Source organism: Natronolimnobius sp. AArcel1, assembly GCF_011043775.1.
Taxonomy (GTDB): Archaea; Halobacteriota; Halobacteria; order Halobacteriales; family Natrialbaceae; genus Natronolimnobius.
Genome location: NZ_JAAKXY010000001.1, coordinates 455,091 through 468,472 on the forward strand (window position 1 = coordinate 455,091; position 13,382 = coordinate 468,472).

General features: G+C 60.0%; 11 protein-coding genes. 9 read left to right on the forward strand and 2 right to left on the reverse strand.

Annotation, left to right across the window (positions count from 1 at the left end):
- Window positions 1-46: 46 nt before the first annotated feature.
- The 5 genes from G6M89_RS02130 (at window position 47) to ribB (ending at window position 6,801) form a co-directional block, all read left to right on the forward strand.
- Window positions 47-1,786, forward strand: a complete 1,740-nt coding sequence (locus G6M89_RS02130) for a COG1361 S-layer family protein (protein ID WP_165160146.1) — start codon at window positions 47-49, stop codon at window positions 1,784-1,786.
- A complete protein-coding gene (locus tag G6M89_RS02135) occupies window positions 1,787-4,264 on the forward strand; it encodes an RND family transporter (RefSeq protein WP_165160147.1) in 2,478 nt (825 codons plus the stop codon).
- A gap of 116 nt (window positions 4,265-4,380) precedes the next feature.
- Window positions 4,381-5,205 carry a DICT sensory domain-containing protein gene (locus G6M89_RS02140; protein WP_165160148.1) on the forward strand — a complete coding sequence of 275 codons (825 nt, stop codon included), beginning with the start codon at window positions 4,381-4,383 and terminating at the stop codon, window positions 5,203-5,205.
- A gap of 163 nt (window positions 5,206-5,368) precedes the next feature.
- Window positions 5,369-6,076, forward strand: coding sequence for a DUF120 domain-containing protein (locus G6M89_RS02145; protein ID WP_165160149.1), 708 nt, complete (start codon window positions 5,369-5,371; stop codon window positions 6,074-6,076).
- Window positions 6,073-6,801 (forward strand): 3,4-dihydroxy-2-butanone-4-phosphate synthase, encoded by a 729-nt coding sequence (gene ribB, locus G6M89_RS02150; RefSeq protein ID WP_165160150.1) that lies wholly within the window; start codon window positions 6,073-6,075, stop codon window positions 6,799-6,801. Before G6M89_RS02145 ends, ribB begins: the two co-directional genes overlap by 4 nt.
- Before the next feature lie 10 nt (window positions 6,802-6,811).
- Here the strand turns inward: ribB and G6M89_RS02155 are convergent, their stop codons facing one another.
- A complete protein-coding gene (locus G6M89_RS02155; RefSeq protein ID WP_165160151.1) occupies window positions 6,812-7,165 on the reverse strand; it encodes a hypothetical protein in 354 nt (117 codons plus the stop codon).
- Window positions 7,166-7,390: 225 nt separating this feature from the next.
- Here G6M89_RS02155 and G6M89_RS02160 point away from each other — a divergent pair, with 225 nt between their 5' ends.
- From G6M89_RS02160 to G6M89_RS02170, 3 genes are all read left to right on the forward strand, one after another.
- On the forward strand, window positions 7,391-7,906 hold the full coding sequence (locus tag G6M89_RS02160; protein WP_165160152.1) for a helix-turn-helix domain-containing protein: 516 nt from the start codon (window positions 7,391-7,393) through the stop codon (window positions 7,904-7,906).
- Between the two features lie 155 nt (window positions 7,907-8,061).
- Window positions 8,062-9,336 carry a hypothetical protein gene (locus tag G6M89_RS02165; protein WP_165160153.1) on the forward strand — a complete coding sequence of 425 codons (1,275 nt, stop codon included), beginning with the start codon at window positions 8,062-8,064 and terminating at the stop codon, window positions 9,334-9,336.
- 3 nt (window positions 9,337-9,339) lie between these two features.
- A complete protein-coding gene (locus G6M89_RS02170; RefSeq protein ID WP_165160154.1) occupies window positions 9,340-11,466 on the forward strand; it encodes a copper resistance protein CopC in 2,127 nt (708 codons plus the stop codon).
- A gap of 29 nt (window positions 11,467-11,495) precedes the next feature.
- Here G6M89_RS02170 and G6M89_RS02175 read toward each other — a convergent pair whose 3' ends face one another.
- Window positions 11,496-12,140: an AAA family ATPase gene (locus tag G6M89_RS02175; RefSeq protein ID WP_165160155.1), complete on the reverse strand. Its 645-nt coding sequence runs from the start codon at window positions 12,138-12,140 to the stop codon at window positions 11,496-11,498.
- Between the two features lie 225 nt (window positions 12,141-12,365).
- On the opposite strand from G6M89_RS02175, the gene G6M89_RS02180 reads away from it, so the two are divergent.
- Window positions 12,366-13,295 (forward strand): branched-chain amino acid transaminase, encoded by a 930-nt coding sequence (locus G6M89_RS02180; RefSeq protein WP_087713775.1) that lies wholly within the window; start codon window positions 12,366-12,368, stop codon window positions 13,293-13,295.
- The last annotated feature ends 87 nt before the right edge of the window (window positions 13,296-13,382 follow it).

Consider the following 13,382-nt stretch of genomic DNA (forward strand, 5'->3'; position numbering starts at 1 on the left):
CCGGACAGCGACGGATCCTGCGCGTACAGCCTGTGGAGGGTGTCGTATGACGCTCAGGTCGACCGGTACTGTCGTGATGGTCTTGCTGTTAGTCACCTCCGGCGTGTTCGCTGGCGGCGTTGGAACGGTAGCCGCTGATGATGATGAAAATGGAGACGACGGTGAAGAACTTGATCCCGATGAAATTGAGGAAGCGGCGTACGAGGAAGGCCTCGAGATGGGCGAGCAGATGGCAATGTCTCAAATGCAAGGCTCGAGCCCACCGCCAGCGCACGGCGAACCGGACCTCGATGTTCACGTCCCGAGCCCAATTGTGCAGCCCGGCGAGACCAATGAAGTCCCCCTCGTCATCACGAACGATGGCGAGTTCGAGCGCGGGACCGACGAGTCGCGCGACGCCGTGACGACGGCGCGAAACGTCGAAGTCGAGGCCGATGCAGATGACACACCACTGACCGTCAAAAGCGGAACGATGGCGGTTGGCTCCGTTCCGGATGGACAACCAAACGACGGTGCCCAACTCGCACTGGACGTGCCCGATGACATTGACGCTGGCACGTACTCGATCGACCTCGATGTGTCCTATTCGTACACGTGGCGCACAACCTCGGGGAGTAGCGTCTACGAAGACTCCGAAACGGACTCGATGACGATCGATGTCGTCGTCGACGACGATGCGCGATTCGACATCGTCGATGTCTCGACCGACGCACAGATTGGCGACTCAGGAACGCTAACGGCCGATGTGAAAAACACCGGCAACGAAACCGCTTCGAACGTCAACGTTGCCCTCGAGTCGATGAGCAGCGGGTTCCTGTTTGGCGATCTGGAACAGGAAACGACCACAGAACAGGATACCGCGATGATCGACGAACTCGAGCCGAATGAGACGGCACCGGTAAAATACGATGTCTCAGTGATGCCGGGAACGTCAGAACGGTATTACATGCTTGACGGCACCGTCTCGTTCGAGACGCCGGACGGACTCCAACGCGCAGATGAAAGCCCGACTACGGGTGTGACGCCGCTTGCAGAACAGCAATTCAGCATCGACGATGTCGACTCGTCCCTGCACGTTGGCGAAGACGGCTATCTGTACGGCGTCGTCACGAACGACGGGCCGAGCAAAGCAGAAAACGTCGTCGTCCAGTACACAGACGACTCACAGACGGTAATCCCAATCGAACCGAGCATCGCTGTTGGCTCGCTCGAGCCGGGCGAATCCGAGGCGTTCAGCATGCCACTTGATGTCAGTAGCGAAGCCGAGCCAATCGACAGGACAATCGACGTCGGTGTGCAGTACCGGACTGCTGACTTCGAACAGCGACTGTACGAGGATCTCGAGGTCGTCACGACGGTAAACGAACAGCGGGACGAGTTTGAGGTCGATGTTCTCGATCGTGAGCTTACCGCTGGCGACGAAGAACAGATCACTGTCGACGTGACGAACAACCTCGACGAAACGGTCACAGACGTCGAAGCGAGCCTGTTTGCCAGCGATCCACTCGACAGCAACGATGACGAGGCGTTCGTTCAAGAACTCGAGCCGGGCGAAACCGTGACGATGACGTTCCAGTTGGAAGCGGGTGATGACGCGGCTGAGAAAACGTATCCGATCTCATTCGACTTCCGATACGATGATGCATCCGGCACGAGCCAACTGTCCGATACGACTCGAGTGGCGATCGACGTCACCGAAGGCGGCGGTGGCCTGCCGATTGGTGCGATTGCAACGGTAACGCTTCTCAGTCTCGGTGCAGGCGCATACATCTTTCAGAGGAGATAAATGACGGACCTCAGTGAGCGAATCGAGCGGGCGACCGAGCGTCTCAACGAGACGATCGTCTCCCGTCCGAAGACAGTCGTGATGGTCTTTCTGGTGCTGACAGCCGTGTTTGCAGCCGGAATACCACTTATCGAGACCGAGACCGATGCGACCGACGCGTTCACAGAGGACTTAGCAGAACAACAAGCCTACGACGCGATCGAAGAGGAGTTCACTGGCCCGTTTACGACCGACGGTGAGAGCACACAACTCATTCACACGAGTTCGGACGTGCTCACCCGCGAAGAGTTACTTGCCAGCGTCACCGTTCTCGAGGCAATAGACGACCAGTCCGACCTCCGCATGGAGTCTGCAAGCGGACCTGGTCCGACCGTCGCCGAAGCGATCGATGAGGACGCACAAACGCCAACCGAACAGCGCCAGGTCCTCGAGAGCACAACAGACCGAGAGGTCAGAGAGACGGTCCGCGCACTTGGCGAGGAACCGGAATTTGCGGGACTGCTCGCAGACGACTTCAACGAGGGAGAGCCCGCTGCCTCGGCGTCAATTACTGTCGTCTCACACGACGTTCCCGAGGAGTTCGGCGAAGAAGATCTGACCGATATTCAACTCGAGGTCGAGTCAATCGCCGAAGACGAGTCGGCAGACATTGTCGTCTTTGGTGAGGGTGTGATGTTCGATGAGTTCGAGAACGTGATCGTCGACTCGCTCGCGATCGTGATGCCAATCGTCGTCTTGCTCATGTTGGCATTCCTTATCGCAGCCTATCGGGATCCGATCGATCTCAGCCTCGGGCTGTTCTCCCTGTTGTTGACCGTCGTCTGGACGTTCGGATTCCTCGGCTATGCAGGCATTCCGTTCGATCAGCAACTGATCGCCGTCCCCGTCCTGTTGTTAGCAGTCGGCGTCGACTTCGGGATCCACATCATCAACCGCTATCGCGAAGAGACTGTCCAGGGGTATGAACCCCTGACGGCGATGCGAACTGCGAACAACCAGTTGATGATCGCCTTTATCATCGTGACGGTGACATCGGTCTTTGGCTTCGGGGCAAACGTTGTCTCAGATCTCGAGCCGATTCAAAACATGGGAATCGCATCGGGCATCGGGATGGTGTTTACGTTCCTCATCTTCGGCATCCTCTTGCCGTCGATGAAGCTTCTTGTCGATGACCTGCGCGAACGGTATGGCGTCCCGGAGTTCAACTCGACACCAATCGCCTCGGAAGACTCCTCACTTGGAAACATATTGACACTTCCTGTGAAAGCCAGTCAGTACGCGCCAACAGCGTTCGTCGTCGTGATTCTGGTTAGCGGCGCAGCAATGGGTGCCTACGGCACGGGCGTCGACACCTCCTTCGACGAGGAAGACTTCCTCCCACCTGAAGAGGAGGCGTGGTACGTCGACCACATCCCCGAACCGTTCGCCCCCGGGGAGTACACCTTCACGCAGACGATCAACATCCTCGAGGATCGTTTCGACGCCAACCAGGATGAGACCGTAACGATATTCGTCGAAGGGCCGTTCGAGGAGGAACACGCTCTCGAGGCCCTTGATCGGGCGAACGACGATCCACCGAGTAGCTTGGCCGTTGCCCCGGGTGGCGAAGCCGACGAGCAGAGTATCATTACGGTGATCCAGTCGTACGCAGCCCAAGACGAGGAGTTCGCCGAACTCGTCGATCGCAATGACCGCAGCGGGAACGGGGTTCCGGATCGCAATCTCGACCGGATCTATGACGAACTGTTCGCATCGCCGGCCGGTCCCGAGGCCGAACAATACCTCACGGACGACCGTCGTGGCGCACAGATCGAGTACGTCATAGACACCGAAGCAACCCAAGAGGACGCCGCTGAGGACGGCACGGCCTTCGCTGAGGACTTCCACTACTCGGCGACGGCGACCGGCCAGATCGTCATCTTCGACGCGATTACGGGGATGATCTTCGAATCCGCGATTGATGGACTTATCCTCGCGCTCGTGCTCTCTGCTGTCTTCCTCGTCGTCATCTACGCGATTCTCGAGCGCCGACCGTTGCTCGGCATCGTCAACCTGTTCCCGATTGCGATTGCAGTCGCGTTCCTTATCGGGACAATGAGACTGCTCGGCATGCCGTTGAACGCGTTGACAGCAACCATCCTCGCGATTTCGATCGGCCTCGGAATCGCATACACCGTCCACACCACCGCGCGGTTCATCGACGAGTACAACGCCAACGGCGACCCAGTCGGAGCACTCACCACGACGCTGTCGGGAACCGGCGGCGCACTCACTGGCAGCATGCTCACGACATCGCTCGGGACAGGTGCGCTCGCGCTCGCGATCACGCCCGTTCTCGGGGACTTCGGGATGCTGATGGCGCTGAGCGTGTTCTACTCGTTCGTCGCGTCCATCGTGGCACTCCCGCCCGCACTCTTGCTGTGGGCATCGTTCGACAGCGCCGAGGGTGGACTGCGAGAACAGATCTTCGCACGCTAACTGTTCCCGCTCGAGTCACTCTCTCGGTTCGCTGTGTCAGCGCTGGGTTCGACACGACCGGCTCGAGAATTGAGTTGGCAAGAATCGTTATTAGATCCTTGTCCGATGTTATGGTAGTGAGTCTTCGATCGTTTCTGGACGCTGCTGGGACGCCGAACCATGCTATTGTAGTCCTTACCACCGAGGTTGCAGCGCCACTCGAGGGGTTGCTCGAAGCGCCGTTCAGTGAGAGCGGTATCGACGTGCACCTCGATTCCGAGAGCGACCTCAACGTTGGCAGTGGGACCGTTGTCGCACTCGAGCGTGAGAATGCAATCGCCACGGACGAGAGCCTTGCCGTCTTGCTTGAGGATGGAGCGCCGGTCGCCGCCTCGTCGTTGTCGGAACTGTACGAGACGCTACTTGCGATTAACTCGGATCTGTTTGTTACTGGAACGCGGGGGTTAGGCGAGATCGAACTGCCGGACCTTCTCGCTGGCCTTGCAGAGACACGACTGCGGCTGCGCGGTTATCCGCTTGCACATAAAGAGAAACTGCTCCTCATTTTGCTCTCACGGTACATCGAACAGACTGCCTGGCAGGCCGATGCCGGCACGATTCGGTCGTCATTCCAGCACCTTTCCCGACTCGAGGACGAACTGGGGACGCGACGCGTCTACGAGCGTCTTGGCGAGACTGGGGTTGACGTTCATGTGTACGGTGTCGCGGACCGGACGCCGACACCTGCGACTGACCTCGAGGCTACGGTCCATACTGGCTCGAGCGACGAGTACCAAAACGGCTGGTTCGTCGTCCATCGACCACCCGAGCCGACGGCACCGGAGGCGACGCCAGCAGCCTTGGTCTGTCTCGAGAACGGCCCACGAATCTGGGATGGGTTCTGGACGTTTGATCCCGAAACCGTCGTTGCCGTCGACGACTACATCGCTGAACGTCTCTGAAACGGTCTGTCGTACCGAGAGTGGAGAGTACGAGACCGGAGCTTTTTCAACGGGCCAGCACCGACTCAGTGTCAGTCGAATACACGCAACTGAACTGCATAACAGTTGTGTTACGCATGCCATATTCGATACGCTTTTGAGGGATCCAGCCTAACTGCCGGATATGTCACTGACAACGGAGTCCGCCGTTGGCCCCGACGAACTCGCCGTCTTGAAGCTTCTGGCGCTCGAGGGCGGGCTCGAGGGCGATCTCAAAATCTCTTGCTCGCGGCTTGCAGATCGTCTCGACGCATCAAACCAGACTGCCTCGAGACGCCTCCAGCGACTCGAAAGCGCCGGGCTACTCGAGCGCGATACCGTCAACGACGGCCAGTGGGTTGCAGTCACCGAGGCTGGCGAGCGCGCCCTGCACGGCGAGTACGAAGACTACCGTCGCATTTTCGAGACGGACGCCGAGGTCGCCCTCGAGGGCACCGTCACGAGCGGGATGGGCGAGGGACGCCACTACATTTCGCTGTCGGGCTACCAACGCCAGTTCGAAGATCGTCTCGGCTACGAGCCCTTCCCCGGCACGCTGAACGTCGACCTACGCGAGGACAGCGTTCGCCGGCGTAGCGCCGTCTCCTCGCTCGAGCCGGTCGCGATCGACGGCTGGGAAGACGATGACCGAACGTATGGCCCCGCCGTCTGCTATCCGGCGACGATCGAAACGAGCGATGGCGACACCTACGAGGGCGCACACACAGTCGCCCCCGAACGCACACACCACGATGAGGACCAACTCGAGGTCATCGCCCCCGACAAACTGCGTGACAAACTCGCACTCGAGGACGACGACTACGTGACCGTCTCCGTGGGTGATCGCCAATGACTGGCCGTCACGCTGGTCCGCGCTCGAGTTCGAGCGGTGACGCCGAGGCAACCGCAACCGATGTGAGCACCGACGCCACCGACGACGCATTCGATCACGCCCTCGAGTCGCTGCGAGCGGGCGAGCCGATTTTGGTCCACGATGCGGCCGACCGAGAAGGCGAGACAGATTTGATCTACCACGCCGACGCGGTCACGCCCGACGCGGTTGCCCGACTGCGAAACGATGCCGGCGGCCTCGTCTGTGTCGCCCTCGGCCACGACATCGCCGAGGCATTCGACCTGCCGTTCTACGTTGACGAAATCGACCACCCCGCAGCGACCGGCCACGAACTCGGCTACGACGATCGTTCGTCGTTCTCGGTGACCGTCAACCACCGCGACACCTACACTGGAATTACGGACGCCGACCGGTCGAAAACCATTCAGGAACTGGGCGCAGCAGCCACCGATCCCGACGCAACTGCGTTCGCGGCGGCGTTTCGCGTCCCCGGACACGTCCACCTGCTCAAAGCCGCGCCGGATCTACTCGCCCAGCGCGAAGGCCACACCGAACTTGGCGTTGCCCTCGCCGACGCCGCTAACCGCTCGCCCGCCGTGGTCGTCTGCGAAATGTTGGACGACGAAACCGGCGGTGCACTTGCCCCTGCTGATGCTCGCGCCTACGCTGACCGCTACGACCTCGCCTACCTCGAGGGCAGCGCCGTTCTCGAGCGATTGGGCTGAGCGAGGTCGGCTATTTTCCGCCATCTACCTCGAGTCCAGTTTCGCTCGAACTCGTGCCGCTTCGATACACTGCATACAGGATTAAGACGGCAATCATGAAGTCGACGCTGTGTTCGATGAGGTGATGTACGCCCATCGGTATGAGGCCGAACATCGTACACAGCCCGATCACCGAACGAGCAACCAGCAGACCGAGAACGATCGTAATCAGCAGGTACCGCTGTGAGCGTCGCCTCGAGTAGGCAACAAGGCCACAGCCAAAGAGAATCGTCGTTCCGAGTACCGCCAGAACGATGATGCCGAGCAGTACCGGTGCGAGTTCCGGACTGACCCAATCGGCCTCGAACGGAGTCGTATGATGCATCGCCGCTACCGAATATGGGTGCGAGGTCCACGTATGTGCTTCGGTGCGAGGCCCGGCCTGCCCATTGACGGCCCGGACGCCGCCATGGCTGCGCTCGCCACAAGATCATCAGGGCGATCAAACCGTCATATGACCCGTTCTCATTTGTCGGGAACGATCAGAATCCGTTATCAAGGTTCCACGACTAGGCGCAAGTAGCAACCACCGAGTGCCGATTGATTTCCCATGACTACGACTCGACGCCAGATCAGAACACACGTACAGGCAAACGCCGGTATCCACTTCAACGAACTCGTCAGGGAGTCAGAGTTCGCACCAGGGCAGATACAGTACCACGTTCGGCGCTTGATCGACAACGACGACCTCGTCCGCAGCGAGTTCTACGGCCGTACTCACTACTATCCACCTACATACGACGAATGGGAACGCGCCGCTCTTGCGCTCTTTCGACGCGAAACGACCCGCGAACTCGTCGTCTATCTCATCGAGCACGAATCCGCTGGTCCAAGTGACGTCGCCGCCCGCCTCGACATCGCCCGAAGCACGCTCGAGTACCATCTCGAGCGACTCGTTGAGCACGAGATCGTCGAAAAGTCCTACGATGCACGCAATCGGGTGACGCTCTCGCTTGCGAACCCCGAACGAACTGGCGAACTGCTCGCAACCGTCGAGCCAACTGTTCCAGACCGACTGGTCGATCGGTTCACCCGCCTCGTCGACGACTTACTCGAGGCTGACTGAACTCGAGACGGTGACTAGCACTCTGTTGGAACGAGAAACGGTGGTCCTTATTCTCGAGCAACACGCTGTCGAGACACGAGCTTGAAAGTGTCTACCAGACATATTTTCGAGAGTCGTACCAGAACAATAAATAGTTGAGACAGAGACACGAGCGTATGGAGCGACGCGTCAAACGACGGCGATTGATACAGGCGATGAGTGGCGGACTAGTAGTCGGTGTTGCTGGCTGTCTCGGTGGTGACGACGATACCGGCAACGGTGACGACGGAACGGGAGACGATCACGGCGACCACGACGATCATGATCACGACGATGACGGCGATGACGACACCGAAGGGGATGACGCCCCCGGAAGCGACGGACTCGCGTATGCGTTCAGCCCGGATACAATCGCAATCATCGACCCCGAAGACGGCGAGGTCGTCGACGAAATCACTGACGGCATCGATGACAACGGCTGGGGCGATACCCGCATCACAGCCGATTACAGCGAAATCTACGCTATCGAGGAATCGCTCGATCAGGTGCTCGTAATCGACACCGAGACACGCGAAATCGTCGCGGAGGTCGACATCGGTCCCGATGCAACCCACATGTACCACCCCAACGACGACGAGATGTGGGCCCACTCGGATGACGAAGGGACATTCTACGTTATCGACACCGAGGACCACTCGGTCATCGAAACCGTCGAATCCGGCCTCGAGGCCGAAGGACACGGCAAACTGCTGTATCACGAAGACTTCGGCTCGATGGGCTATGCGACAAACGTCAACGATCCCGGCGCGCCCGTGATTGACCTCGAGAACTACGAGCGAAGTGACTTCATCGAGTTCGACGACGAGGACCAAGGCACCCACTATAAGGCCTACAGCCCAGAAACCGGCCTTGCGTACTTCGAGTACGGTGACGTGACGGTCGTCGTCGACACCGAAGATGATGAAATCGTCGACGAACTCGAGTTTGCAGGTGGAATGTACCTCACGCCAGACGAGGAGATTCTCGGCGTCCTTGACGGCGATCAGGTTCGATTCCTCGACGCCACGAGCGAGGACAGCGAGGAACTCGGCGTCGTCGATGTCGGCGAAGGCCCTGACGCGTTGCGCTACTACGACGGCGACGACGGACTGTACGCTTTCACCGCACACACACAGACCGACGAAGCGTCCGTCATCGACGTCGACGAACTCGAGGTCGTCGAGACGCTCGAGGTCGGCGATATCGAGCGCCCAGAGGACGCTCACCACCTTCACCGCTCGGCGGTCGCCGGCGACGAGTACTTCTTCACCCCGGCTGAGGCAGACGGCTTCGTCGCCGTCGTCGATATGGCTGAACAGGAAGTGGTCGACCACGTCGAGGTCGGAGACGGCGTCGACACCGTCCAGTACGTCGGTGACTCTGGCGTCGGTTATACTGGCAAGCTTCGATAACCGATGGACCGAGACCCAGCATCGCCCGACCGCCGCCCTGAAACGCGCGCCCGCACCGTGGCCGTCCTTGCAGCCGTCACCCTCGTAGCCGCACTCGCCCTCTCGAGTCTCGCAATGCCGGTCGCGGCTCACGCCTATCTGAGTGAGACGGACCCCGGAAACGGCGAGCAGGTCGAAACACTGCCCGAGGACGTGACGCTCACGTTCTCCGGTGACGGCGTCCAGAACGCGGACATCTCCGTTGTCGATCCCGACGGCGAGGAGGTCAGCGACGACCCTGAGATAGATCCCGATGATACACAACTCGTCGACGTTCCGCTCGAGGTCAACGGAGACGACGCCCCCGAGGGGATGTACACCGTCGAATGGGAAGTGCTGGCCGATGACGGCCACACGACCTCCGGCTCTTTCTTCTTCAGCCTCGGCGACGAACCACTCGACCGCGACACCGTTCTCGAGGCGTACGAAGACGATGATGAGGTTGACGACGAAGTTCCACCGCTCGAAACTGCCGCAAAAGGACTTCTGTTAGTCGCACTCGTCGGTCTCGTTGGCGGACCCGCCGCTGCGGCACTGGCTGTCTATCCCGTCACCGATCGATTCAACGCCTCGACGCGCGTCCTCGACCGGCGTCTCAAGCGACTACTAGCCGGCACAGCCGCCGTATTGCTCGCGTCGGTGCTCACACTCGGCTACGTGCAGGCCAGCGCAGTTGGTCCACTGTCACTCGAGACAATCCTCGAGTTCCTGGGAATGCCACTCGGACAGGCGTGGCTCGTACAATTTGTGGCTGCACTCGCCGTCTGTGGCGCGCTCGCGCTTGGCTTTGCGGGCATCGGTTCTCGGCCCATCTGGCTTGGCGGTACCGCTCTCGGTTCGATCATCGTCGGCGGGGCAGTCAGTTGGACGAGTCACTCCGCAACGGCGATTGATCGCGTTCAGGGGATGGCCGTCGACTTCGTCCACATCGGCGGCGCGGCGCTCTGGGTCGGCGGACTCGTTGTCCTCGCGCTTGTCGTCCCCGCAGTGCTCCGGGAAACAGCGCCTGCGGACCGCAGCGCGCTGGCAGCAGGGACGATCCGGCGATACTCCCTGCTCGCACTCACTGGCGTCACCCTCGCCGGTGCAACCGGCCTCGCGCTTGCCGCCTGGCACGTCCCCTCGCTGTCTGCACTGTCGGACAGCATCTACGGCACAGCCCTCTCCGCGAAAACCTTGCTGGTCCTGCTGGCGCTTGGCCTTGGCGGCCTCACACGATTCATCTTGCTTCGCCACCTCGAGTCATCGCCTGCCGATCGTGGCGGCCTGACCGGTCGACTGTTCGAAACAGGCGACCAACTCCGCGAAGACGGCGGCGAGCCGCCCACCGACAGAGCGACCACCTCATTCGTTCGCGCTGTCCGCCTCGAGGTCGCCGTTCTCGTCGTCGTCCTGTTGCTATCGGGACTGCTCACATCCGTTCCCACAGCAGCGGTTGTTGGCGGCGAAGAAGACGACCTCGAACCCGCGACGATCGAGTTGGAAGGCGACGATGTCGACATGCTTCTGACTGCACTCCCCGGTGAGGCCTCAGCCGGCGCTTCAGGCGAGCAGTTCCACCTCGAGGAGAACGAGCCAATCGTCTTCGAAGTTGCGTTCATCGAGTCAGGAGCTGACGCCGATACCGAGGGTGATGAATCCGATGCCGCCGATATCGACTCCGATGAGCTACTCGAGTCCGACCAGACCGTTCGCCTCACGGCCGATGCCGTCGACGGCGATACAACGTTCGATATCGAACTCGAGCAGACCGACGACGGAACGTACGCGGCCGTCCAGCCGTTCGCCGATGACGGGAACTGGGATATCCGCGTGACTGGCAGTCCGGATGGGCAGTTCGTCAGTGAGTGGGTCGAAGCGTACGTGGCAGCCGAAGGAGATCACGATCACGATGATCACAATGGCGCTGATGACCATGATCACGAGCACGACCACGACGATCAGGCCGCAGCGGATGACTCCGAACACGACCACGACCCAGACACCGACTCGGCGTTTGCCACGCTCCTTCAGTTCGGCGCGATCACTATCGGCATCATTGGGAGCCTCGCCGTTGTCGTCGAATCCGTCCGACTCCGGGATCGAGGGTAGAACGACCCGGAGCTGAAAGCGCCCGTTCGTCAGTCGGAGTGCGCTTCAATTTGCGTCGTAATCCACTCATCGACCTGTTTTGCAGTCGTCTCGAGTGTTTCATCTGTTGTATCGATGGTCGTCACTGCATCACGTTCGCACTCTGCGTTGTCTTTGAGCCACTGGTTGAATTCAACCTGTTCTGTGACATTCTCTTCGGTGATTTCGAAGCGATCCGGATGCCGTTCTGGTGGGCGCGCCTGTAATCGCTGGCGCTGTTCGTCCTCGTCACAGAGCAACACGAGATACTCCACTGCGGAAAAACAGTCGTACTGTGGATGGGCCTCGAGGTTCTCTGGAACCCCAAATCCGGCCCCGAACAGGACGGGCGGACGATTCGATTGGGCAATATCTCGACAGAGACGAAGCCACGTCTGGAAGTACCATTCGAAGTCGTCCCAGAACTCGTCCCGCCAGAGCACATCCGAGTCGAGCAACACAGCATCATCACGCGTTCCCCGAAGCTCGTTGAGGACGGTTGATTTGCCAGTCCCGCCAGCGCCACTGACGATCAACAACGGCTCCCGATGAATCGACTCCTGGTGCCCGCAGGTTGGACAGACGACAACCGATTCGGCGCTGTCAACAGCCATATCGGTGTGTAAGCCGCCACAGCCCGGACACTCATCGAACATATACCTGTACCCACGCCACTACTCGATAATCGTTATGGACATATGTTAACAGAGAGCGGCGAAGAAACGGTGGATACACCACTCCTCTTGTCGGCTGCAGAGCGGGTGAGTGCGACGCTCGGCGGTGATGAACACGACAGGGTGGACGCCACTGGGGTCGCGCTCGAGCCAAATGTGCCCGCAAATCGCGAACACTTAGTACGGTGGCTTTCAACACACACGATCATGGGATTCGACGAGATGGATGTCGACACGATCTGGATGGACGGCGAATTCGTCGACTGGGACGACGCCCAGATCCACGTGCTCACGCACGGACTCCACTACGGCAGCGGCGTCTTCGAGGGCGCGCGCTGTTATGACACCGAAGAGGGGCCCGCAATTTTCCGCTGGGAAGAGCACCTGGACCGACTCTACCAGTCCGCAAAGCCCTACGAGATGGAGATTGACTTCTCGAAGGAGGAACTCACCGAGGCCACACTCGAGCTCATCGAGCGCCAGGAACTGCCCTCCTGTTACATTCGCCCAATCGCGTACTACGGCTACAACTCACTCGGCGTGAGCCCCGCCGACTGCCCCACCAAGACCGCCATTGCTGTCTGGCCGTGGGGTGCCTACCTCGGCGAGGAAGCCTTAGAGCAGGGCATCGAAGTCATGATCTCCTCGTGGCGAAAACACGCCTCGAGTCAGATTCCAACGAACGCGAAGACGACAGGTCTGTACGTCAACAGCATGCTGGCGGGCGAGGAAGCCCGCCGGAACGGCTTCGCGGAAGCAATCGTCCTGAACAAGGAAGGCAACGTCGCGGAAGGCCCCGGCGAGAACATCTTCCTCGTGCGCGACGACGAAATCTACACGCCCGGCCTCTCGGAGTCGATTCTCGACGGCATCACCCGCGACACCGTCATCACGCTCGCCGAGGACCTCGGCTACACCGTCCACGACAACGTCTCGATCTCTCGAGGCGAACTCAACACGGCTGACGAGCTGTTTTTCACCGGCTCTGCAGCCGAAGTGACGCCTATCCGCAAAGTCGATAACGTCGTCATCGGCGACGGCTCGCGCGGGCCGGTCACTGAAGACATCCAGTCGGAGTTCTTCGATGTCGTCGAGCGCAAGACCGACGCGTACGACGAGTGGTTCACTTACGTCTAAGACGCCAACAGCGGGCAGTTCAGTGTGATAGGGAGTGAGTGCGGTCATACTGCAATCTCTGTGGCGGTATTGCTGCGCACTTCGCTG

Coding starts and splice junctions, on each gene's coding strand:
- G6M89_RS02170 (WP_165160154.1), top strand. CDS start 9,340: ATGGACCGAGACCCAGCATCGCCCGACCGCCGCCCTGAAACGCGCGCC.
- G6M89_RS02145 (WP_165160149.1), top strand. CDS start 5,369: ATGTCACTGACAACGGAGTCCGCCGTTGGCCCCGACGAACTCGCCGTC.
- ribB (WP_165160150.1), top strand. CDS start 6,073: ATGACTGGCCGTCACGCTGGTCCGCGCTCGAGTTCGAGCGGTGACGCC.
- G6M89_RS02180 (WP_087713775.1), top strand. CDS start 12,366: ATGGGATTCGACGAGATGGATGTCGACACGATCTGGATGGACGGCGAA.
- G6M89_RS02155 (WP_165160151.1), bottom strand. CDS start 7,165: ATGCATCATACGACTCCGTTCGAGGCCGATTGGGTCAGTCCGGAACTC.
- G6M89_RS02130 (WP_165160146.1), top strand. CDS start 47: ATGACGCTCAGGTCGACCGGTACTGTCGTGATGGTCTTGCTGTTAGTC.
- G6M89_RS02135 (WP_165160147.1), top strand. CDS start 1,787: ATGACGGACCTCAGTGAGCGAATCGAGCGGGCGACCGAGCGTCTCAAC.
- G6M89_RS02175 (WP_165160155.1), bottom strand. CDS start 12,140: ATGTTCGATGAGTGTCCGGGCTGTGGCGGCTTACACACCGATATGGCT.
- G6M89_RS02160 (WP_165160152.1), top strand. CDS start 7,391: ATGACTACGACTCGACGCCAGATCAGAACACACGTACAGGCAAACGCC.
- G6M89_RS02165 (WP_165160153.1), top strand. CDS start 8,062: ATGGAGCGACGCGTCAAACGACGGCGATTGATACAGGCGATGAGTGGC.